Source organism: Arthrobacter sp. 01N442 (genome assembly GCF_056399345.1).
This window is the reverse complement of sequence record NZ_JBFTRD010000004.1, coordinates 699189-719241: the sequence shown is the minus strand read 5'-3', so window position 1 is coordinate 719241 and position 20053 is coordinate 699189. Positions and strand designations below refer to the sequence as shown.

The window sequence follows — 20053 nt, the reverse complement described above, 5'->3', positions numbered from 1 at the left end:
GGTGCTACTGCTTCAGGTCGGACTGCTGGTCGGCCGAAGCCGTGGCATCGCCGTGGATGTCCTGGTTGATGATGGCATCCTGCTGGGCGACGGCGAACGCGTTGCTGTCGATGGAGCCGATGTTGGCGCCGACGGCAGCGTCGATCGGCGCCGCCACGTTGGCGTTGGCGGCCACCGCGCCGTTGATGGGTGCTGCGATGCCGGCGTTGGCATCCAGGTTCACGTCGACGTTGAGCAGATTGCCGTTCAGGGCGCCCGCAGCGCCGGCAGCTCCGACCGCGTCCGTGGCGCCGCTCAGGTCCGGGGCCGTGCCGTCGGGCAGGATTCCGCCCGTGGCGTCGGTGGGAACAGCGCCGGCATCCACGCCCGCGGCGAGGTCGGCTGAGGACGGATCCGTGGTGGCGGGTGCGGCGGTCGGGTCGGTGGCCGTTCCGGCGTCGGTGGTACCGCCCTGGTCAATGCCGCTGTCCTGCACGGAGTGCGCGGTGGCGTCGCCCGTGACGCCCTGGTTGATGATGGTGCCCTGGTCGGCAAGAGCCTGGGACTCAGAGCCGAACGAGAGGACGTTGGCCGAGGCCGCCGCGTCGATCGGGGCGGCCACGTTGGCGTTGGCTGCCACGCCGAGGTCGATCGGTGCCGCGGCTTCGATGCCGAGGTTCAGGTCGGCGTTCAAATCCAATACGGACGCCACTTCCTTGTCCGGCAGGGCGGTGGCGCTCTCTGCCATCAGTTCCTCGTCGGACAGGCCGTTCATTGCTTGTTCGGTGCTCACGATTGACTCCAATTCCGGCACGGTTGCTGCTGCCCCCAGTGAGCAGTACCACCACCGACGTGCCTAGTGCAGGTCAATAGTAAGCATGATGATCAATTTTGGGTACCCGGGCGTCCCGGTAAACCATCGACGAAACCATCGAGTAACCCATCGATTGCTCCGTAGCCGCCGTTTTGAGGGTCCAAAAGGGCGGTTACGGAGCAATCGATCGAGATCGAGCTACTTCAGGCCTGCGCCGGGCAGCAGCTCCGTGGCGCCGAGGGAATCAGCGACAAAGGCGTAGTCCCAGGCGCGTTCCTTCCACTGCACGTAGCGGCCGGAGGCGCCGCCGTGGCCGCCCTCCATCTCGATCTTCATCACGATCGGCTCGCTGCCCGTGTTCGCCTCGCGCAGCCGCTGCACCCACTTGGCCGGTTCGACGTACAGCACCCGGGTGTCGTTGAACGAGGTCACCGCGGCGATCTTGGGGTATGACGCCGCCCGGACGTTCTCGTACGGGGTGTAGGACTTCATGTAGGCGTACACATCCGGGTCGGTGATCGGGTTTCCCCACTCCTCCCACTCCAGCGCCGAGAGCGGCAGTTCGGGGTCCAAGATGGTGGTCAGGGCATCCACGAACGGGACGGCCGCGACAATCGCCGCGTACTTTTCCGGCGCCAGATTCGCCACGGCGCCCATTAGCAGGCCGCCCGCGGAGCCGCCCATGGCCGCGATCCGGGCCGGGTCCACCCAGCCGGATCCGGCCAGCCAGTCGGTGGCTGCAATGAAGTCGGTGAAGGTGTTCTTCTTGTGCAGCTTCTTCCCGTCGTCGTACCAGTGCCGGCCGAGTTCGCCGCCGCCGCGCACGTGCGCGATCACGAACACGATGCCGCGGTCCAGCAGCGAGAGCCGGGGAATGCCGAAGCCCGGATCCATGCTCATTTCGTAGGAGCCGTAGCCGTAGACCAGGCCTGCCGCCGAGGAGTCGCGGGAGACCGAGGCGTGCCGGAGCACCGAGAGCGGGATCCGGGTCCCGTCGGAGGCCATCGCCCATTCCCGGGTGGCGACGTAGTCGGTGGCCGAGTAGCCGCCCAGCACCGGGCTTTCCTTACGCAGCAGCAGCTCACCGGCCGGCTGCTCCGCCGTCGGGAGAACGAAGTCGTAGACGCGCGACGGCGTGAAGTAGGAGGTGTACCCCATCCGGATTACGGGCGCTTCGTAGTCGGAGCCGGCCACCCCGGCGGTGTACAGCTCCTCGTCGAAGGCGGGCTCCACGGGCGCGCCCTGGTCCGGGGAGCCGAGCCCTGCCAGCGGGAGGACCTGGACCCGTTCGATCGTGTCCTTGCGGATGGACAGCACCAGGTGGGTGGAGGTGACGCCGGCTCCGTTGACGCGTACCTGGTCGGAATGCGCGACGACGGTCCGCCACTGCTGCTCGGCGGCCGGCTTGGCGAGCTCGGCCGGGTCCACGAGCGAGACCATCGAGTTGATGGCGTCCTTGTTGTGGGTCAGCAGGATGGTCTCGGTCTTCTCCCCGCCCGGGCCGGCCAGCAGGAACGGTTCGGCCTCGTAGAGGATCCGTTCGTCGCGGGAGATGACGGTGGTGAGGGCGGCGTCGGGGTCATCGAAGCGCAGCAGCCGGGTCTCACTGAACTCGGAGCAGCCGATGCCGAGGACCAGGTGCCGGCGGTCCGCGGAGAGCTCGAAGCCGAGCCACATGGCGACGTCGTCCTCCTGGTAGATCACCTCGTCCTCGCTGACGGGCGTGCCCAGGACGTGGGACTTCACCTGGTACGGGCGCCAGGACGCGTCGACCACGGTGTAGAAGATGCGGCTGCCGTCGGGGGAGAAGGAAATGCCGTAGAAGACATTCTCGATCACGTCCGGCAGCAGTTCGCCGGTCCGCAGGTCCTTGATCCGGAGGGTGAACCGCTCGTCGCCGGCGTTGTCCACGGCGTAGGCGTACAGGTTCCCGTCGATGGTCACGGCGGAGCCGGCAACGGCGAAGAACGGTTTGCCCTCGGCTTCCGCGTTGCCGTCCAGGAGCACTTCCTCGCCGGAAATTTCGACGCCAACCTCGACGGCGGGCGGAGTCCAGTCAGCGACGCGGTCGCCGCTGTCCTGCGCCCGGACACGGCACTGGATGCCATATTCCTTGCCCTCGACCGAGCGGGTGTAGTACCACCAGCCGTCCTTGCGGTTCGGGACCGAGAGGTCGGTCTCCTGGGTGCGGCCCTTGATCTCCTGGAAGATGGCCTCGCGCAGCGGTTCCTGGTGGGCGGTCACGGCTTCCTGGTAGGCGTTTTCTGCCTTCAGGAGTTCCACGACCTCGGGGGATTCCTTGTCCCGCAGCCACTCGTAGTTGTCGTCGAACACGTCGCCGTGGTGGGTGCGGCGGGACGGGACCTTCTTGGCGACGGGGGCGGTTACGGCGGAATGGTCGACGGTGCCGGACGGGCCACGAGTCGCGGGAATCTCAGTCATGCTCACCAATATATAGAGCCGCCGCGGCGGCCCCGCACGTTTGGCTTACGGTAGAGGGATCAAAGCGGAAACTACTGGGCCAGCAACTCCAGCAGGTAGCTCCCGTAGCCGCTCTTGGCCAGCGGCTCGGCGCGCTCGCGGAGCTCGGAGTCGTCCAGGAATCCAAGCCGCCATGCGATTTCCTCTGGGCAGCCGATGGAAAGGCCCTGGCGCTTCTGGACCGTGCGGACGAATTCCGATGCCTCATTGAGCGAATCGAATGTTCCCGTATCCAGCCACGCCGATCCGCGGGGAAGAATTTCCACCTGGAGTTTGTCGCGTTCCAAATAAACGCGGTTCACGTCGGTAATTTCCAGCTCGCCGCGGGCCGAGGGCTTAAGGTTCCGGGCGATGTCCACGACGTCATTGTCGTAGAAGTAGAGCCCGGGCACCGCGTAGTGGCTCTTGGGCTGCGCGGGCTTTTCTTCGAGCGAGATAGCCTTGCCCGACTCGTCGAACTCCACGACGCCGTACGAGGACGGGTCGGCAACCCAGTAGCCGAAGACGGCGCCGCCGTCGATGTTCGCGAAGCGGCGCAGCTGTGTACCCATGCCGTGGCCGTAGAAGATGTTGTCGCCCAGCACCAGGGCGACGGGTCCGTCGCCGATGTGCTCGGCGCCCAGTACAAACGCCTGGGCCAGCCCGTCAGGGGAGGGCTGCTGTTTGTAGGTGATGTTGACGCCGAACCGGCTGCCGTCACCGAGCAGGCGCTCGAACTGGTCGCCGTCGAGGGGGGTGGTGATGATCAGGATGTCCCGAATTCCAGCCAGCATCAGCGTGGAGAGCGGGTAATAGATCATTGGTTTGTCATAAACCGGGACCAGCTGTTTGCTGATGCCCAGGGTAATTGGATGAAGTCTTGAACCGGTCCCCCCGGCGAGGATAATTCCGCGCATGAGGCCAATCTTCCACTGCGGTTTCACGTTCAACCAAATCTGACATGCTGTGGAACGATGGAGGGCATGCAGCGACTTCTTGTCACCGGCGGCGCCGGCTTTATCGGTTCCAATTTTGTCCACTACGTTCTCGAGAACACCGACGATCACGTCACGGTGCTGGACAAACTCACCTACGCGGGCAATTTGGCGTCCCTCAGCGACCTGCCCCAGGAGCGGTTCCGGTTCGTACAGGGAGACATTTGCGATGCGGCGCTGGTTGACGGACTGGTGGCGGAGGCCGACGTCGTGGTGCACTACGCCGCGGAATCCCACAACGACAACTCGCTGCACGATCCGCGCCCGTTCCTCGACACGAACATCATCGGCACGTACACCCTGATCGAGGCCGCCCGGAAGCACGACAAGCGTTTCCACCACATCTCCACCGACGAGGTCTACGGGGACCTCGAGCTGGACGATCCGGAGCGGTTCACCGAGGACACCCCGTACAACCCATCCAGCCCGTATTCCTCCACCAAGGCAGGCTCGGACCTGCTGGTCCGGGCCTGGGTGCGGTCGTTCGGGCTGCGGGCGACCATCAGCAACTGCTCCAACAACTACGGTCCGTTCCAGCACGTGGAGAAGTTCATCCCGCGGCAGATCACCAACGTGCTCGACGGCGTCCGGCCCAAGTTGTACGGCAAGGGCGAAAACGTCCGCGACTGGATCCATGCCAATGACCACTCGTCCGCCGTCCTGGCGATCATCGCGAAGGGCCGGATCGGGGAGACCTACCTGATCGGCGCCGACGGCGAGAAGAACAACAAGGACGTCGTCGAACTCATTCTTAAGCACCTGGGCCAGACCCCGGACGCCTACGACCACGTGGTGGACCGGCCCGGCCACGACCTGCGCTATGCCATCGACTCCTCCAAGCTTCGCGATGAACTCGGCTGGGAGCCGCGCTTCTCCAACTTCGACGCCGGCATCGAGGACACCATCGACTGGTACCGAAACAACGAGGACTGGTGGCGTCCGCAAAAGGCCGCGACGGAAGCCAAGTACACGGAACAGGGCCAGTAGCGCATGTCGATCGAGTTCTCGAAGAAGCTCACCGCCCGCAACACGCCGATCCCCGGCGTCGTCCTCTACGACCTTCCCGTCCACGGTGACAACCGGGGATGGTTCAAGGAGAACTGGCAGCGGGAAAAGATGGTGGCGCTGGGCCTGCCGGACTTCCGTCCGGTTCAGAACAACATCTCGTTCAACGAATCGGCCGGAACCACCCGCGGCATCCACGCGGAGCCGTGGGACAAGTTCATTTCCGTCGCCACCGGGCGCATTTTCGGTGCCTGGGTGGACCTGCGCGAGGGCCCCACGTTTGGGGCTGTGTTCACCGCCGAGCTGGATCCTAGCCAGGCCATCTTCATTCCCCGAGGTGTGGGCAACGCCTTCCAGACGCTCGAGGACAACACGGCGTACTCCTACCTGGTCAACGACCACTGGTCGGCGGACGCCCAGGGCCAGTACACGTTCCTCAACCTCGCCGACGAGACCGCAGCCATCGCGTGGCCCATACCCCTGGCCCAGGCCGAACTCTCCGACAAGGACAAAACCCAGCCGCGTCTCGCCGACGTCACCCCGATGCGGAGGAAGAAAATCCTCGTCCTCGGCGCCGACGGCCAGCTCGGCAAGGCCCTGCGCAAGGCGTACGACGGCGACACCTCGGTTGAATTCGCCGGTCGGGCGGACTTCGATTTGGGCAGCGCGGAAGCGCTCAGCTCCCGGAACTGGAAGAACTACTCCACGATCATCAACGCGGGCGCGTACACTGCCGTCGATGCGGCGGAGACCGCCGAGGGCGGCTGCGCGGCGTGGGCCGTCAACGCCACCGCCGTCGCGCGCCTGGCGCGGACTGCCGTCGAGCACGACCTGGTGCTCGTCCACATCTCCTCGGACTACGTTTTCGACGGGACCCGCGGTGCGCACGCCGAGGACGAGCCCTTGTCTCCGCTGGGGGTCTACGGACAGACCAAGGCCGCCGGGGACGTCGCCGTCAGCGTGGTGCCGAAGCACTACATCGTGCGGACCAGCTGGGTTGTGGGCGAGGGAAACAACTTTGTCCGCACCATGGCATCCCTCGCGGGCCGCGGCATCGAGCCCTCGGTGGTCAACGACCAGATTGGCCGGCTCAGCTTCACGGAGGATATCGCCGCCGGCATCCGCCACCTGCTGGAGTCCGGGGCGGAGTACGGGACGTACAACCTGAGCAACGACGGCGAGCCCAAGTCCTGGGCGGACCTCGCCGCGGACGTGTACGAATTGTGCGGCAAGCCGCGGGACGCAGTCGCCGGGGTCAGCACCGAGGACTACTTCCAGGGGAAGGCCGCCGCGCCGCGCCCGCTCAACAGTGTCCTGTCGTTGGACAAGATTCACGCGGCCGGATTCCGGCCGCGGAACATGGACAAGGCCCTGTCCGGCTACCTCGCCGACTTCCTGGCTGGCTAGGGCCGGCTGGGACTGGCTATGACTGGCCGAGGCCAGCCGCTTCAGTTGCCGTTTTGCAGTTTGTGGGCGGCCACGTAGTTGCTGATCTTATTCGCGCGGAGGGCTGCCGCGATCTCTGCGGTGGCGGCTGGATCCTCGAGCACAATCGACTGCCCGTCCCCACTGGTTCCGACCCCCGCCGTCGGCAGGGTGAAGAACACGGCGCCGTTGGCCGGGGTGGTGTGGAAGCTGAACGCCAGGCGGGCCAGGGCGTCCAGGGTCAAGCCCGGGGTCACCGTGATACGCGGAAGTGCGGTGGTCGCCAATTTGCGGGCGGTGGCGCGGTCGGTCACGCCCTGCTTGACGACCTTGGTCAGCACCGCCTTGAGGAAGGTCTGCTGATTGCGGACGCGCTGGTAATCGCCGTCGACGAACGCCTTTCGTTCGCGGACGAAGTCCAGGGCCCGGGCGCCGTTGAGGCGGTTGACTCCGGCCGGAAACTTGACCCCCGGGTCGATGGTCGACTCAAAGGGCAGCTTCACGTTGACGTCGACGCCGCCGACTGCGTCAGTCAGGGCGGCGAAAGTCTGGAAATCGACCATGACGGTGTGATTGATGTGCTGGCCCAGCAGGGACTCGACGGTCCGTGTCACCAAGGGGAGGCCGCCCATCAGCATGCTTGAGTTGATCTTGGCCTGGCCGTGGCCGGGGATATCCACCCACAGGTCACGCATCAGGGAGATACCGTAGGCCTGCTTCCGGTTGGCGGGGATGTGCAGGAACACGATGCTGTCCGCCAGTTGGTTGGACGGCTTGCCCGCCGCGGCCGCGGCCCGCTGGTTGTCCCGGCTGTCGCTGCCCACCAGCAGGATATTCAGCGCGGTGGGCGGAGGCTCCGGCGGCGGGGCGGGTTTGGGGGTGGGCTTCGGTGTGGCCTTGGGCGTCGCTGTCGGGGTGGGGCTCGGGGCCGGAGCCGCGTTCTCCGTCCGTGGTGCCATCAGGAAGGCCGCTGCGGCAATGCCGACGGCCAGCAGCAGCCCCAGGGCGGCGAACAGGATTCGGCGCCGCTTCTGCGCCGCCGGCGGGGCCGGTGGCGGGGGCGGAGTTGCCGGTTGGTCTGCGGGTTCAGGCGTTGCCATGACGGGACAGTATCACCGCCGGTCCCGCCCGGACGGCCTCACACGGCGGAGTTCAGTTTCCGTTTTCCAACTTGTTCGCCGTGACGTATTCGCCCAGCTTGTCCGCGGCCATTGCCCCGGCGAGGTCCTGGATGGCTTTCGGATCCGCCACCACAATTGACTGCCCGTCCGCCGACGTTCCGACACCCCCGGTGGGCAGTGTGAACATCACAGTGTTCTGCGACCGGATGTTCCGCAGTTCGAAGGCAAGGCCGCCCACTGTGGCGGAGTCCATCCCTTTGTCCACCGTCAGGAACGGTGCCACAGCCCCCACCATGTTGTTGACCGTCACCGGGTTGGTCAGCGTGGAGCCGGAGATCGACTTCTTGATGATTTCCCGCAGGAACTCCTGCTGGTTGCGGACCCGCTGGTAGTCGCCGTCGGCGTAGGCGTGGCGCTCGCGGACGAAGGCCAGCGCCTCGGTGCCGTTAAAGGTGTGCTCGCCGGGGGCGTAGGTCTTGCCGGGCAGGGCATCGGAGGTGAAGGGCAGTTTGATGTTCACGGTCACCCCGCCCAGGGCGTCGGTGAGGCCCTTGAATCCCTCGAAATCGACCATGGCGACGTGGTCGATGCGCTGCTTGAAAAGTGACTCGATGGTCTGCACCATCAGCGGGGTGCCGCCGAGGGCCAGCGCCGCGTTGATTTTTGACTCGCCGTGGCCGGGGATGGGTACCCAGAGGTCGCGCATGATGGAAATGGAGTAGATATGCTGCCTGTCCGCAGGGATGTGCAGGAGGATCAGCGTGTCCGCGCGCTGGTCCGAGGCCGCCGCGCCCGTGTTGTCCGTTCCTGCGGTTCCACGGTTGTCGCTGCCCATGACCAGGATGTTCATCGCGCCCTGGGCTGCGCCGGTCTTGGCCGGCCGCGACGAATCCGCCGGGAAGGCCTGTTCCAGCTTGTGCGTGCCGGAGTCCCAGGTGTGGGCCAGGTTGAAGAGGTAGCCGCCGACCACCACCGCCACAAGAGCCACGACGACGGCAATGGCGATCAGCACCCTGCGTCCGCGTCGCTTCCTGGCGGGCTTCAGCCTGCTGGCTGCCGGCTCGGGGGCGGGGGCGGGGGCGTCGGGGTCGAACGGGTGTGTCATGGCATCCTCAAGGTCGGCCGGCGAGCTGTCCGGGTCTTGGCCCCCGCTACAAACTTAACATCCCGGCCGCACAGCCGGTGGATGGGCCGGCGGGAAAATGCCGGCGGGAAAATAGGGGCGGCGACGCCGCCCGGTGCTTGACTCCCTTCCCGCCTTCCGCATATCCTGAACGAACGGTCGGTAATTATTTATCGGAAATGCATAGGAGCAACCATGGCATCGCAGACCCTGCAGTCAGTGCCCGCCGAGCCATCGCCGGCGCGGCACGAAACGCGGCATGAAATGAGCCCCGAGGACGCGGCCCGGCGTGATGCCGAAGGGCAGGCCTATTTCGACAAAGTCATGGCCGAGGACTCCCGGATCGAACCCCGTGACTGGATGCCGCCGGCCTACCGCAAGACCCTGCTGCGCCAGATCTCACAGCACGCCCACTCGGAGATCATCGGCATGCAGCCGGAAGCCAACTGGATCTCCCGCGCCCCGAGCCTCAAGCGCAAGGCCATCCTGATGGCCAAGGTCCAGGACGAGGCCGGCCACGGCCTCTACCTCTACTCCGCAGCCGAGACCCTCGGCCAGCCGCGCGATGCGATGATGCAGGACCTGATGGACGGCAAGGCCAAGTACTCCTCCATCTTCAATTACCCGGCCCGGACCTGGGCGGACATGGGTGCCATCGGCTGGATGGTCGACGGCGCCGCGATCGCCAACCAGGTGCCGCTCTGCCGGGCCTCCTTCGGCCCCTACGGCCGCGCCATGGTCCGCGTCTGCAAGGAAGAGTCCTTCCACCAGCGGCAGGGCTTCGAAATCCTGCTGGAACTCTCGAACGGCACCCCCGAGCAGAAGCAGATGGCCCAGGACGCGGTGAACCGCTGGTACGCGCCGGCCCTGATGATGTTCGGCCCGCCGGACGACGATTCCCCCAACTCCAAGCAGTCCATGGCCTGGAACATCAAGCGTTTCAGCAACGACGAGCTCCGCAACCGCTTCGTCGGCATGATGATGGAGCAGGTCAAGGTCCTGGGGCTCACCCTCCCGGACAAGGACATCCGTTTCAACGAAGAAACCAAGAAGTGGGAGCACGGGCCGCTGGACTGGGATGAATTCCACGAGGTCCTGGCCGGCCGCGGGCCGTGCAACGCCCAGCGTCTGGAACGGCGCCGCGAAGCCCACGAGAACGGCGCCTGGGTGCGCGAAGCAGCCGCTGCCTACGCGGAAAAGCAGGCCAAAAAGCACGCAGAGAAGGAAGTGGCATGACAACCCCCGAACCCCACGCAGGCAACGTCTGGCCCATCTGGGAAGTCTTCGTCCGCTCCAGCCGCGGCCTCTCCCACGTTCATGCCGGCTCGCTGCATGCCCCCGACGCCGCCATGGCGCTGCGCAACGCGCGCGACCTCTACACCCGCCGCAATGAAGGCGTCTCCATCTGGGTGGTCCCCGCGGACGCCATCGCGTCCAGCGACCCGGACTCCAAGGGCTCCTTCTTCGAGTCGCCGCAGGGCAAGGATTACCGGCACGCGACGTACTACACCAAGAGCGAAGGCGTGAAGCACCTGTGAGCACTCCCGAAGCAGCGACTGAAGCCAACGTCCACGACGGCGGCCACGGGGACATCTCCGTTGGTGTCACCGGTGCAGGAGCCGGCGGCGACGGCGCGGCCAGCGCCACCCGGATCACTCCGGGCAATGCCCTCCGCCCGGAGGACATCGCCTTGGCAGTCAGCCGCGGTACCGCCAAGCCCAGCGAGGACGTCGCCGAGTTCGCCCTGCGCCTGGGCGACGACGCCCTGGTCCTGGCCCAGCGCCTGGGCCACTGGATCTCCCGGGCGCCGGAACTCGAAGAGGACATCGCCCTCGGCAACATCGCGCTGGACCAGCTGGGCCACGCCCGCTCGTTCCTGAGCTACGCCGGCGGCCTGGACGGAAAGAGCGAGGACGAGCTCGCGTACTTCCGCCGCGAGCATGAATTCCGCTCTGTGGAGCTGTTCGAACAGCCCAACGGCGACTTCGCCGTCACCATCGCCCGGCAATTCGTCGTGAGCTACTACCAGTTCGAGCTGTACCGCCGGCTGGTCGACTCCACCGACGCCACCCTCGCCGGCATCGCGGCGAAGGCCGTCAAGGAAGTGGACTACCACCGCGACCACAGCGCCCAGTGGGTGCTGCGCCTGGCCCTGGGCACGGACGAGTCCCGCCAGCGGATGATCCACGGCTTCAAGGTCATCTGGCCCTACGTCGACGAACTCTTCCGCGACGACGAGCTCACCGGCCGCCTCAGCGCGTCCGGCGCCGCCGTCGAGCCGTCCAGCCTGCGCGCCGACTTCGACCGCCTCACGGGCGCGGTGCTCGCAGAAGCGGAACTCGACGTACCGCAGGTCCAGCCCGCCCCGGGCGGCGGCCGCCGCGGACTCCACTCCGAGCACCTGGGCTACCTCCTCGCAGAGATGCAGGTCCTGGCGCGCGAATTCCCCGGAGCGAGCTGGTAGCCATGCCGGACATGTTCATCAGCCACCCCACCGCCGACGCCACAGCTCCGGGGGAGCAGAAGACTGCGGACCAGAAGGCCTGGGACGTCGCCGCCACCGTCTGCGACCCGGAAATTCCGGTCCTCACCATCGCGGACCTCGGGATTCTGCGCGACGTGCGGGTGACCAAGGAACCGAAGGCCGACGACGGCGGGATGGTTCCCGCAGTGCAGGTCACCATCACGCCCACGTACTCGGGCTGCCCTGCCATGGACGCCATCCGCGACGACCTCAAGACCGCCTTCCACCGGGAGGGTTACCCCATCGTCGACGTCGAGATGGTTCTCTCCCCGGCATGGACCACCGACTGGATGAGCGAGTCCGGCAAGGCCAAGCTGGAGGAGTACGGGATCGCCCCGCCCTCCGGCCATTCCAGCGCCGTACGGCACGCCGGGCCGATCCGCCTGTCCCTCGCCGTCAAATGCCCGCAGTGTTCATCGCTGAACACCAAGGAACTCACCCGCTTCGGTTCCACTTCCTGCAAGGCGCTGTACGTGTGCCAGGACTGCAAGGAACCGTTCGACTACTTCAAAGTTTTGTAAGGAACAGGTGCCTCCATGACTGTTGTCCGCCAGACCGCCGCCGAGTCGGCCGCAGCCACCGGCCGCCGTCGTGCGTCCTTCCACGCCCTGACGGTGAACGAAGTCCGCCGACTCACCGACGACGCGGTCGAGGTGACCTTCGGCGTTCCGGCTGAGCTCGCCGGCCAGTTCGATTACCTCCCCGGCCAGTACGTCGCCCTGCGCACCACGCTGCCGGATGAGTCCGGTGAGCCGAAGGAGATTCGGCGCAGCTACTCGATCTGCGCCGAACCGCGCAGCTTTGCGGACGGCAGCAGCGAAATCCGCGTGGCCGTCAAGAAGGACCTCGGCGGACTCTTCTCCACCTGGGTCAACGCCGAGCTCAAGGCCGGGGACGTCCTGGACGTCATGAGCCCGATGGGCGCGTTCGTGTCCAAGCATGGACGTGACGGCAAAGAGCAGAACCTGATGAACTCGATGAACCATCCGGAAGAGCTCGCGGGGGAGCCCGGTGCGTTCGTCGCGATTGCCGCCGGCTCCGGCATCACTCCCGTGATCGCCATTGCCCGGACGCTGCTCGCAGCCCACCCGGAAACCCGCTTCGACCTCATCTACGCCAACAAGGCCGCCATGGACGTGATGTTCCTCGAGGAACTCGCGGACCTCAAGGACAAGTACCCGGCCAGGCTCGCGCTGCACCACGTGCTGTCCCGTGAGCAGCGGATCGCCCCGCTGCTCAGCGGCCGGATCGACGCCGAAAAGCTGCAGGCGCTGCTGGGCACCGCGATCCACGCGGACGACGTCGACGAATGGTTCCTCTGCGGGCCGTTCGAGCTCGTCCAGCTGTGCCGCGACACCCTGGCCGAACGTGGCGTCGAACCGGACCACATCCGCTTCGAACTGTTCACCACCGGCAAGCCGGACCGCCCCGAGGGCAACATCGGCCGCCCCGTGATCGCGGACGAGTCCAAGGAGACGTACAAGATCACCTTCAAGCTCGACGGCCTCCAGGGCGAAGTCGCGAGCCCCACGCACGCCCGCGAATCCATCCTCAACGCGGCCCTGCGGGTCCGCCCGGACGTCCCCTTCGCCTGCGCCGGCGGCGTCTGCGGCACCTGCCGCGCGAAGGTGGTCAGCGGCTCGGTCACGATGGACGAGAACTACGCGCTGGAGCAGGACGAACTGGACAAGGGCTACGTCCTGACCTGCCAGTCCCACCCCACCACCCCCGAAGTCACCGTCGACTTCGACGTCTAAGCCTTCACCACCCAAGGAGCCGCATGATTTCCCTGACCATCGCCGACGGCATTGCTGAGGTTGTCCTGAACGCGCCGCAGAAGCTGAACTCGCTGGACGAGCAGGCGCTCCAGGATCTGGCACAGGCGTACGACGACGCGGCCGAGGCCGCCTCCCGCGGGGAGGTGCGGGCACTGCTGCTCCGCGGCGAGGGCCGTGCCTTCTGCGCGGGCAGGGACATCGCCGGAGTGACCCCCGCGAACGACGACGCCCAGGCCTACCTGGGCGGCCTGGTCCAGCCGTTGCTGAAGAAGATGAGCTCCTTCCCGGCGCCCACCTTCGCCGCAGCGCAGGGCGCATGCCTGGGCGTGGGACTCGGCCTGCTGCTGGCCACGGACGTCGTGTACGTCGCGGACACGGCGAAGTTCGGATCCCCTTTCGCGAAGCTCGGGGCCACGCTGGATTCCGGCGGGCACTGGTACTTCACCGAACGGCTTGGGATGCACCGCACCCTGGACCTGATCTACACGGCCGAGCTCATGAGCGGGGCGGAAGCAGTGGCGCAGGGGCTCTTCAGCCGCGCCATGCCTGCGGAGGACCTGCTGGAGAACACCCGGTCCATCGTGGCCAAGGTTGCCACTGGCGCCACCGGAGCTTTCAACGCCAGCAAGGAATTGGTGGCGCACCTCCGCGACCAGCGCCTTGGCCTCTGGGAAGCGATGGAGGAGGAGAACGCCGAGCAGGCCCGTCTCTGCAAGAGCGAAGACTACGCCGAGGGGTTCCTCGCGTTCCAGGAGAAGCGCACGCCTGTTTTCAAGGGCTAACCCGGGGCTCGCCCCCTGGCGGCGCCGCAATTCTGCGTGTTCAAGCCCCGCTGATGCTTAGCCCTTGCCGGTTAGGGCAGGCGCAATGCGCCGGTCGGCCGGGCGAACTCATGCCGCCTACGGTGGAAGAAAAATTGACGACTCACTATGTGGCCCGGCCGGCGTGCCCGGCTTCGGCGGGAACCCGGCAGCAAAGCGCCCGTTCAGCGCGGAAAGAAGTGCTGGGTAGCATTGGGTCGTTGACTTTTAAACTATGGGGGATCGGTTGCGTTCAAAATCGCTGCAGTACATGCCTGCGCTTGACGGCTTGCGGGCACTGTCGGTGGGGATGGTATTCACCGTCCACGCATTGCCCGCGCTCCGGTTCCCCGGCGGACTAGGGGTAGACGTCTTCTTCGTGATCAGCGGGTTCCTGATCACGCGGATCCTGCTAAAGGAGTACCGGCGTGACGGGCGGATTGATTTGCGTGCCTTCTACCTGAAGCGGGCGCTGCGACTTTATCCGGCCTTGCTCTTGGCGTGTGTGGCGTTCATTGTTTTCTTCGTCGCTCTGCGGCATGCGCTGCCGATCGCGCTGCTGAAAGTGACGGGAGTGGCGCTCGCCTATATTTCGAACATCTGGATGACGGTGACTGGAACCTACATCGGTCATTTGTCGCATACGTGGTCGTTGGCGATGGAAGAGCAGTTCTACCTTGTCTGGCCGATCCTGCTGCTGGTGTTGCTCCGGTTCCGCCGACCGGAGTTCTTCCTGGCAGTCCTCGCGGCCGGAGGGCTAGCCGCGTGGTCGCTTTTCGGAGCGGACCAGCCCTACAACCCGCTGTTGAAGGCCGGCGGGCTACTTATTGGTTGCCTGGTAGCGTTCCTCGTCGAGCGGCGTACATGGCAGAGCCCGGCGTTGGCGTACCTCTCGGTGGGTCTGTTCGTCGCATGTGCGTACCTGGAGTCGGTGGGCGCGATTGGGCGTGACTGGACACTGCCGCTCGTGAGCCTCACTGTTCCGTTCCTCATCCTGCATCTGGCGTTTGGTCGGGGACCCCTCGTCCGCTTCTTCTCATCCCGCATCTTCGTCCACTTCGGAGTGCTCAGCTATGGACTGTACCTCTGGCACTACATGGTGCTTTCGGCTTTGGGGATGCTGGGCTACAAACATGGCGGGACGATGACCGTGATCGCGGCCGTGCTCACCTACGCCGCGGCATGGCTGAGTTTCCGTTTTGTGGAAAGTCCGATTTTGAAGCTGAAGGACAAAATCGTCGTTAGGAAAGCTGCGCCGGAAGCTGCGACGGTCTAGGCCATTCTCACGGTGACGCCACGGGCGTTGGCGCTCGACGCGCCGCCGCCCGCCAGGGCGGTGACATGCGCTGTCACGAAGGCCGAGGAACCGCTTGCCTTCGCGGACACCGAAACTCCGGTGGTCCCGGAGGTCGAGAAGGACAGGGTGAGGGTGCCTTGGATTACGTCAGCCACCGGTGTTGTGTATTGCGGCGCACCGTTTTCCGGACGCACGTAGCGGATGTATCTGGCATACACCGTTCCGGCCGCGTTGCGGCCTACCACCTTCACCTCGACCTCGAACGAGCTGTAATTGCTGTTCGCCACGATTGTTGCCAGGGGTGTGACTGCACCTACGGCGAGATCGAACGACTTCGACGCATAGTCCTGTTTCCGGCCGCCGGCGCCTTCGATGTACACGTTCCGTCCTTGGCTTGCCCTGCTAAGGAGGGTCTCCGAGTTGATGCCACCGAGGGCGCAGGCGAGGAATTCGTGGTTGGTCATGGAGGAGTCGGCCGGAGAGCCGCTCAACCCCCAGCCGGTGGTCCGTTCCACTCGAAGACCGTCCAGTGTGCATCGTGAGTTGGTGGAGTCGATGTCGAAGCCATGGGCGGCCCGTCCTCCCATTCCGAGGGCGCGCCACTTGATGCTTTCGATGACCAGGAAGGAGCAATTGCGGGCGTAAATTCCGCCGCCGCCAAGTTGGACGCCGAAGACGTTCCGGACCATCACCGTGCTGCAGTTGTTCAGCTCAATGCCATTGGCGTAGTTCAGGGCGGTCGTGTCCCCCATGATGTCTATGCCGTCGATGGTCGAATTGTTGACGTACGTGAGTGCGTAGACGACGGCGGCAACTTCCGTTGACTTGTTGTCGCGGATCGTCAGCTTCTCGTGGGCCGCCGTGCTTGTCCCCGTGGCACGCACGTGTGACCCCAAACCGTTGGAGTCGAAGTAGTTGCCGGCTATGAGCATGTGCCGGACCTTTGCCGTGGTGGTGATGTCGACGGCCGCCGTTCCCGTTCCGTGGAACCGGCAGTTTTCGATGGTGTTCCCGCGGTTCCCGTTACCGGCGCCGGCACCGACGTGGAATGCCGCCAGCCCGTCGACGACGATGGCCCGGGCACAACCCGAGAACAGCGTTCTCGTGATGGCAGCATTGCGGCCGCGGACAATGATGCCGATCCGGCACCACTGGATGGTGCCGCCGATAATGCAGCAGTCGACGTCGGCGTTCGTGGAACCGTAAAGGTCGATGCCCGTCACGGTTGTCGCCGTCATGTTGCCGCCGCCGTCGCCGATGATCGCCATGTCCTCGAAAACGAATCCCGCGTGCTTCACAACGATGACGGCGATGTTCGGGGCGGACGGCCGGATTGACACGGCATATCCATCGCGGGGCTGCCCGAGAAACCGTATGTTCGGCTTGGTCACGCTAAGACTCGAACTGACCGTGTACCAGGCGCCCGACCCGGTGCCAGGGAAGTAAACCGTCGACCCCGGCTGCGCTGCGTCAATGGCGGCCTGCAGGGCCGCTGTGTCGTCAGTCTTGCCGTCGCCCTTGGCGCCATAGTCCTGGACGTTGAGCACCAGTTGGCCGCTGGCAAGGCTCGCAGGGACCGTCAGCCGCGCATCGGGGAGGGTGGCTTTCCCTAAAGCGGCCGGCAGCAGCGCGCCACCGCCAATAACAAGGCCGAAACGCCGGCGATCGAACTCTGGAATTGAAGGACCACGGGAATGAGGTTTCATGACCATCTCCAAGAGTTGGCTAATAGGCTCATCCTGCCTGCGGCAACCTTTAAAAACCTTGAGCGGTGCCCTTCACAAGCTCCACGCACAACGGTCCCGAACAGTGTTTCTGCCAATTACGGCTGGTTTCCAGCCGTGAGGGGAGCATCGCAGCTGTCAGATGTCCATGCCCCATTCGGTTACTATTGAGCCCTTGTGGATTCTAGTTGGGGGAGTGGGCGACTGTGACCGAGTCGTATGAAGGCACCGAAAATGGCGGCAAGCGGGAGCCGGCTAATTCCCGCCACCTGTCGAAGAAGAAATCCAGGCGGCCTCTTCTCATAGTCATCATCTCCGTGGTTGCAGTTCTGGCGATTGCCGGCGTCGCGGTGGGCGCCTACGCCTATAACCTCGCCAGTAGTTTCAACAACAACACCCAGAAAATCGAGTCGGCATTCCCGGACGAGAGCCTGCGGCCCGCGGCCGCGGAAGGCAAAGACGGCAAGCCGGCTCCGGTAAACATCTTGTTGATGGGCAGCGATGCCCGCAGCGCTTCGGTGGACGCATCCAAGGACGGACAAGCGAGCGACCAGCGCTCGGACACCCTGATGCTGCTTCACATTCCGGCTGACCGTAAAAACATCTATGTGATGTCCGTCATGCGCGACACCTGGATTGATATCCCGGGCAAGGGCGAAGCAAAGATCAACGCCGCTCTCGCGAACGGCGGAGTGCCCCTGGTGGTCCAGACGCTTGAGGGCCTGTTCGGCGTGCGCATCGACCATGTTGCCGGCATGGACTTTGCAGGGTTCGAGGCGCTGACAGACGCACTCGGCGGAGTCGAAATTGACGTGCCCTACGAATTCAAGTCCTTCCACATGCCCGGCAAGACGTTCGCCAAGGGCAAGCAGCTGATGGACGGCGCCACGGCGCTGGCCTACGTACGGGAACGCTACGCCTTCCCCGACGGCGACTACCAGCGTGTGAAGAACCAGCAGGCCTTCCTGAAGGCAGTGATGTCCAAGATGCTGACGGCGGGCACCCTGTCCAACCCCGTCACCATCAACGACATCGTGACCAAGTTCTCTCCGTTCGTCAGCGTTGACAAATCCTTGGACGCCGGCGCCGTGGCGGCGCTGGGCGTGCAGCTCAAGGACGTGCGGACCTCCAACGTCTCCATGTTCACCCTGCCGAACCTGGGCACCGGCACCTCCGCTGACGGCCAGTCAATTGTCGTGCCGGACTACAACGAAATCCGCAAAGTGTCCGAGGCCTTGAAATCGGACTCCATGGCCGCATACGTGCAGGCTTCGAAGCAAGGAAAATAAGCAGCCGCGCAGGCACGCGCCAGGTCCGGGGAGTTCGCAGCGAAAGCTGTTATGCCGGGCGGTGTAGTCTGCTCTAGTGCCGGCACGGACGAATTTGTTCCAGCGTGGGGGCACCAGCAAGTTCAAGTAAGGGGAAGTGCATTGTTTGGGGGAAGTTGCCGAGCCGCAGTCTGCGGCGCCAGCGAATCCGCTGCTAAGCGGAAGAATTTCGACTCGTGGAAACTCTGACGACAGTCGAGGTCCCGGCAGCAGAGATTCCCAGCCAGGACCGGGTAACCAACGTTCTGAAAAGGCACACGCGGTGGCTGCGCTTTACTGATTTCGTCGTTGTCGCGGCGGCAGTGATGTTGGCGCAGGCTGCCAAGTTCGGGCCCCCGAGTGAGCCCGTCCAGGGAACTAGCTTCAGGTTCAGCTACGAACTCTTGTCGGTACTAATCGGCCTGGCCTGGTGTTTTTCCCTCATCGTCTACAAGACAGCCGATGCAAAGGTGCTGGGGCTCGGTGCCGATGAATACCGTCGTTCATTGGCCGCAACTCTCCGGGTCTTTGGCTTGACGGCGATCATCGCCATGGTGTTCCAGATCGACATTGCCCGCAGCTACCTGGCCCTTTCCTTCCCGGTGGGGGCCCTGGGACTTTTGCTCAGCCGGTGGCTCTGGCGCAAATGGCTCACCAAGCAGCGACGCAGGGGCGAGTACTCCTCCCGCGTGCTGGTGGTCGGCGCCCACGACGACCTTAACCGCGTCGTCCGGCGGCTCGATCAGCTCCCCGAAGCGGGATACCGGGTGGTCGGGGCTGCCCTCCTCGACGGGCCCGAATCAGGTTCGCTAAACATCTCCGGCCACGTCGTCGACGTCGTCGGGCCCCCTGAGACCATCGTGAGCGCCGTCCTCCGCGCCCGGGCGGACGCCGTCGTCGTCGCAGGCCAGACCAAGCCGCGCTTTGAATACATCCGGGACCTCGGCTGGGCGCTGGAAGAAATCCGCGCCGAGCTGATCGTCGCGTCCGAACTGACCAATATTGCCGGGCCGAGGATCCACGTCCGGCCGGTCGAGGGTCTTCCGCTGGTTCACGTGGAGCTCCCCGACTACGAAGGCGCCAAGCTGTTTGTAAAGCGGACGGCGGACTTCCTGGTGTCGGCGGTCGGTTTCGTCGCACTCCTGCCCGTCTTCATCGCCGTCGCGATCGCCATCAAGCTTGACAGCAAGGGCCCGGTGTTCTTCCGCCAGGAACGGATCGGCCTCCGCGGCAAGCCTTTCGGCATGTGGAAGTTCCGGTCCATGGTGGCCAACGCCCAGGACGACCTGGACAGTGTGCTGGACGCGGAGGACGGCTTCCGGGTCTTCTACAAGGCTAAGAAAGACCCCCGGGTCACCCGTCTGGGCCGCATCCTGCGCCGCTACTCGATCGACGAACTGCCGCAGCTGATCAACGTTCTTGCCGGGGATATGGCCCTCGTCGGTCCGCGCCCGCAAATCCAGCGGGAGGTTGACCTCTACGACAACCACCTGACGCGGCGGCTCTACGTCAAGCCTGGGATTACCGGCCTGTGGCAGGTGAGCGGCCGCAACAACCTCAGCCCTGACGACAGCGCCCGGCTGGACCTGTACTACGTTGAGAACTGGTCGCTGACGACCGACATGCGCATCCTCGCCCGCACCCTGCGCGCCGTCTACGCCAGTGAAGGGGCCTACTGATGGTCCTTCGGACGGTGACGCG

At 65.2% G+C, this 20053-nt stretch carries 17 protein-coding genes; 11 read left to right on the top strand and 6 right to left on the bottom strand.

Translation table 11 applies throughout. From position 1 onward, the window contains the following. Positions 1-4: 4 nt before the first annotated feature. From AC1DNC_RS10770 to rfbA, 3 genes are all read right to left on the bottom strand, one after another. Positions 5-772, bottom strand: coding sequence for a peptidoglycan-binding protein (locus AC1DNC_RS10770; protein ID WP_476862528.1), 768 nt, complete (start codon positions 770-772; stop codon positions 5-7). Between the two features lie 219 nt (positions 773-991). Continuing rightward, the gene (locus AC1DNC_RS10765; RefSeq protein ID WP_476862527.1) at positions 992-3235 is read right to left on the bottom strand and encodes a S9 family peptidase; all 2244 of its coding nucleotides are present in this window, start codon (positions 3233-3235) and stop codon (positions 992-994) included. Positions 3236-3306: 71 nt separating this feature from the next. Continuing rightward, positions 3307-4170, bottom strand: a complete 864-nt coding sequence (gene rfbA / locus AC1DNC_RS10760; protein WP_476862526.1) for a glucose-1-phosphate thymidylyltransferase RfbA — start codon at positions 4168-4170, stop codon at positions 3307-3309. A 66-nt stretch (positions 4171-4236) separates the two neighbouring features. Between rfbA and rfbB the strand changes: the two genes are divergently transcribed. Beyond that, entirely contained in the window at positions 4237-5235 is a 999-nt protein-coding gene (gene rfbB / locus AC1DNC_RS10755; protein WP_476862525.1) for a dTDP-glucose 4,6-dehydratase, read from the top strand. 3 nt (positions 5236-5238) lie between these two features. After that, entirely contained in the window at positions 5239-6660 is a 1422-nt protein-coding gene (locus AC1DNC_RS10750; RefSeq protein ID WP_476862524.1) for a sugar nucleotide-binding protein, read from the top strand. 41 nt (positions 6661-6701) lie between these two features. Here the strand turns inward: AC1DNC_RS10750 and AC1DNC_RS10745 are convergent, their stop codons facing one another. Both AC1DNC_RS10745 and AC1DNC_RS10740 read right to left on the bottom strand, forming a co-directional pair. Continuing rightward, on the bottom strand, positions 6702-7778 hold the full coding sequence (locus AC1DNC_RS10745; protein WP_476862523.1) for an LCP family protein: 1077 nt from the start codon (positions 7776-7778) through the stop codon (positions 6702-6704). A gap of 52 nt (positions 7779-7830) precedes the next feature. After that, positions 7831-8904 carry an LCP family protein gene (locus tag AC1DNC_RS10740; protein ID WP_476862522.1) on the bottom strand — a complete coding sequence of 358 codons (1074 nt, stop codon included), beginning with the start codon at positions 8902-8904 and terminating at the stop codon, positions 7831-7833. 213 nt (positions 8905-9117) lie between these two features. Here AC1DNC_RS10740 and paaA point away from each other — a divergent pair, with 213 nt between their 5' ends. From paaA to AC1DNC_RS10705, 7 genes are all read left to right on the top strand, one after another. Further along, positions 9118-10158, top strand: a complete 1041-nt coding sequence (gene paaA, locus AC1DNC_RS10735) for a 1,2-phenylacetyl-CoA epoxidase subunit PaaA (protein WP_476862521.1) — start codon at positions 9118-9120, stop codon at positions 10156-10158. Further along, complete coding sequence (gene paaB, locus AC1DNC_RS10730; RefSeq protein WP_028265291.1) at positions 10155-10460, top strand: 1,2-phenylacetyl-CoA epoxidase subunit PaaB; 306 nt, start codon at positions 10155-10157, stop codon at positions 10458-10460. Before paaA ends, paaB begins: the two co-directional genes overlap by 4 nt. Then, positions 10457-11386 carry a 1,2-phenylacetyl-CoA epoxidase subunit PaaC gene (paaC, locus tag AC1DNC_RS10725; RefSeq protein WP_476862520.1) on the top strand — a complete coding sequence of 310 codons (930 nt, stop codon included), beginning with the start codon at positions 10457-10459 and terminating at the stop codon, positions 11384-11386. The genes paaB and paaC overlap by 4 nt, the downstream gene beginning before the upstream one ends. A gap of 11 nt (positions 11387-11397) precedes the next feature. Continuing rightward, entirely contained in the window at positions 11398-11967 is a 570-nt protein-coding gene (gene paaD / locus AC1DNC_RS10720) for a 1,2-phenylacetyl-CoA epoxidase subunit PaaD (protein WP_476862631.1), read from the top strand. Positions 11968-11982: 15 nt separating this feature from the next. Next, a complete protein-coding gene (gene paaE / locus AC1DNC_RS10715; protein WP_476862519.1) occupies positions 11983-13203 on the top strand; it encodes a 1,2-phenylacetyl-CoA epoxidase subunit PaaE in 1221 nt (406 codons plus the stop codon). Positions 13204-13226: 23 nt separating this feature from the next. After that, entirely contained in the window at positions 13227-14006 is a 780-nt protein-coding gene (locus tag AC1DNC_RS10710; protein WP_476862518.1) for an enoyl-CoA hydratase/isomerase family protein, read from the top strand. 265 nt (positions 14007-14271) lie between these two features. Next, on the top strand, positions 14272-15300 hold the full coding sequence (locus tag AC1DNC_RS10705) for an acyltransferase family protein (protein WP_476862517.1): 1029 nt from the start codon (positions 14272-14274) through the stop codon (positions 15298-15300). Here the strand turns inward: AC1DNC_RS10705 and AC1DNC_RS10700 are convergent. Next, on the bottom strand, positions 15297-17027 hold the full coding sequence (locus AC1DNC_RS10700) for a glycosyl hydrolase family 28-related protein (protein WP_476862516.1): 1731 nt from the start codon (positions 17025-17027) through the stop codon (positions 15297-15299). The two genes, AC1DNC_RS10705 and AC1DNC_RS10700, sit on opposite strands and share 4 nt — an antisense overlap. 335 nt (positions 17028-17362) lie before the next feature. Between AC1DNC_RS10700 and AC1DNC_RS10695 the strand changes: the two genes are divergently transcribed. Then, positions 17363-18334: an LCP family protein gene (locus tag AC1DNC_RS10695; protein WP_476862515.1), complete on the top strand. Its 972-nt coding sequence runs from the start codon at positions 17363-17365 to the stop codon at positions 18332-18334. A gap of 215 nt (positions 18335-18549) precedes the next feature. Further along, the gene (locus AC1DNC_RS10690; RefSeq protein WP_476862514.1) at positions 18550-20031 is read left to right on the top strand and encodes a sugar transferase; all 1482 of its coding nucleotides are present in this window, start codon (positions 18550-18552) and stop codon (positions 20029-20031) included. Positions 20032-20053 lie beyond the last annotated feature (22 nt).